Annotated in this window: 3 protein-coding genes; 2 read left to right on the forward strand and 1 reads right to left on the reverse strand. The window is 73.6% G+C overall.

Annotated elements, in window-relative coordinates:
- Positions 1-286, reverse strand: a 286-nt coding sequence (locus D471_RS35765; RefSeq protein WP_040690844.1) for a class I SAM-dependent methyltransferase, incomplete at its 3' end; no start/stop codon positions are given.
- Positions 287-493: 207 nt separating this feature from the next.
- On the opposite strand from D471_RS35765, the gene D471_RS0123470 reads away from it, so the two are divergent.
- Together D471_RS0123470 and D471_RS35770 are read left to right on the forward strand one after the other, a co-directional pair.
- Complete coding sequence (locus tag D471_RS0123470) at positions 494-1093, forward strand: helix-turn-helix domain-containing protein (protein WP_017600881.1); 600 nt, start codon at positions 494-496, stop codon at positions 1091-1093.
- A 290-nt stretch (positions 1094-1383) separates the two neighbouring features.
- On the forward strand, positions 1384-2384 hold a 1001-nt coding region (locus tag D471_RS35770), incomplete at its 3' end, for a multidrug effflux MFS transporter (protein WP_017600882.1).

The following is a 2384-nucleotide window of genomic DNA, read 5'->3' on the forward strand; positions in this document are numbered from 1 at the left end:
CCTGCTCCTCGGCGCGTGAGCGCGCGTGGGCCAGCAGCGGTTCCGACTGGTCGACGGCCACCACACGGGCCGAGGGAAAGTGCCGGGCCAGCAGACAGGTGATCACCCCGGGCCCGCTGCCCACGTCCAGGACGCGGCCCACGCCGTCGGCCCGGCCGTCAGCGGGGAGGAGGGCGCGCATCCAGTCGGCGGCGGCGCGGAGGTAGGGCTCGTTCACCTCCGCCTTGAGTTCCAGCTGGGCGACCATGGCCCCCCAGTCGATGTCGTCGACGTCGTGCGCGCTCATCCGCTCTCGCCTGCCTTCCCGATCGGATCCGCCCCGGCCGTCGGGGACGGGGCGCGAACACCCTCAGAGTGCGGGGGCGCCCCGGGCACGACAACTTCCGTTGCCGGTTCCGGGAAACGGGCCGCCGATCCGCGGCCTCACACCCGGGATTTCCCGGAAACGGCACGCTCACTTGCCACACCCGCGCGAAGTGGGTGGGATGGACGCGTGTACGACCCAGCCACCATCACCCGCGCCCTGTCCGAGGTCGGTCCCCGTCTGCGGCGGCTGCGCACCGAACGCGGCCTGACGCTGGCCGCGCTGTCGGAGGTGACCGGCATCTCGCGCAGCACCCTGTCCCGGCTGGAGTCGGGGCAGCGCCGCCCCAGCCTCGAACTCCTGCTGCCGATCTCCCAGGCCCACCAGGTCCCCCTGGAGGAGCTGGTCGGCGCGCCCGAGGTCGGTGACCCGCGTGTGCGGCTCCGGCCCAGACGCGCGCACGGCAGCACGGTGGTGCCGCTGACCACCTTCCCCGGGCCGTTGCAGGCCTACAAGATGATCCTGCCCGCCTCGCGTGACACCCCCGAGCTCCGCACGCACGAGGGGTACGAGTGGCTCTACGTGCTCTCCGGCCGGGTGCGCCTGATCCTGGCCGACCACGACGTGGTCCTCGGTTCGGGGGAGGCGGCCGAGTTCGACACCCGGCTCCCCCACTGGTTCGGCACCGACGGTGAGCGCCCCGCCGAGATCCTCAGCCTCTTCGGCAAGCAGGGGGAGCGCGTCCACGTCCGCGCCCGGCCCAGGAAGGGCAACGCTCGAGGCGACTGAGGCGAGCCTGGGAGAGTCCCTACCACCGGCACGGGTGACCCGGCCCGAAGGACCGGCATGCGGGTCGTCACAGCACGCGGAAACTCCCGTGGACAGGGGGATCGCGACGCGTGGCGGTGATCACGCGGATCGGCGCGCGTCACGGGGACTCACCGCCCCGGGTGCCGTGTTGGACGCGGGTGGCACCGCCCCGAGCGGTGTTTCCCCGGCGCTCCGCCCGAAGGCGGTTCTCGCGCCACGCACGCGTCGCGTCGCACCCGTCTTCGTCCCGCCCAGCGCTGGAGCCTTCCTTGACCCTGCTCTCCGCACGCCCGAAGCACCGTTCTCCCGCCCGCCCCGGCCGAGCGGTCCCCGCCCAGGCCACCGGTTCCGCCGTCCCTCACCCGCCCGCGGCGCGCCCGGTCGCGCGCCCGCGCCGCCACACGGCGCTGCTCGTGCTCGTCCTGGGAGTGCTGTCCGCGATCGGCCCGCTGGCCACTGACCTCTACCTGCCCGCGCTGCCGGACATCGCCGCCGACCTGGGCACCAGCGAGGCCAGCGTCAAGTTCACCCTGACGTCCGTCATGGTCGGCCTGGCCCTGGGCCAGCTCGTGGCGGGGCCGCTCAGCGACCGCTGGGGACGGCGGACGCCGCTGCTGGTCGGCATGGGGGCGTTCACCGCCGCGACGTTCGGGTGCGTGCTGGTGACCGGCGTGGAGGCGTTCGTCGTACTGAGGTTCGTCCAGGGCCTGTCGGCGGCCACCGGGCTCGTCGTCTCGCGCGCCGTGGTCCGCGACGTGTTCGACGGCGACGCGGCCGCCACGTTCTTCTCCCGACTCGTCCTGCTGGCCGGGCTCGCCCCGATGCTCGGCCCGGTCCTCGGCGGACAGCTCCTCGTCCTGGGCCCCTGGCGGCTGATCTTCACGGCCCTGGGCGTGATGGGCCTGGCCACGCTCGCCCTGGTCTTCCTCGCCCTGCCGGAGAGCCTGCCCGCCGACCGCAGGGAGCGCACCGGCGCGACCGCCCAGCTGCGGCTGTTCGGCCGTCTGCTGCGCGACGTCCGGTTCGCCGGTCCCACGCTCACCCTGGCGCTGAGTTTCGGGATGAGTTTCACCTACATCTCGGCGTTCTCGTTCGTCTCCCAGTCCCGGTTCGACGCCACCCCGCAGCAGTTCAGCCTCGTCTTCGCGGTGACCACGCTCGGCATGATCCTCGGCAACCAGGCCAACGTCGCCCTGGTGCGGCGCGTGGAGATCCACCGGCGGCTGGCGCTGGGCCTTGCCGGGTCCCTGGTCGCGGTCGCCGCGCTGCC

The sequence above is a fragment of the Nocardiopsis lucentensis DSM 44048 genome, assembly GCF_000341125.1.
Lineage (GTDB): Bacteria > Actinomycetota > Actinomycetes > Streptosporangiales > Streptosporangiaceae > Nocardiopsis > Nocardiopsis lucentensis.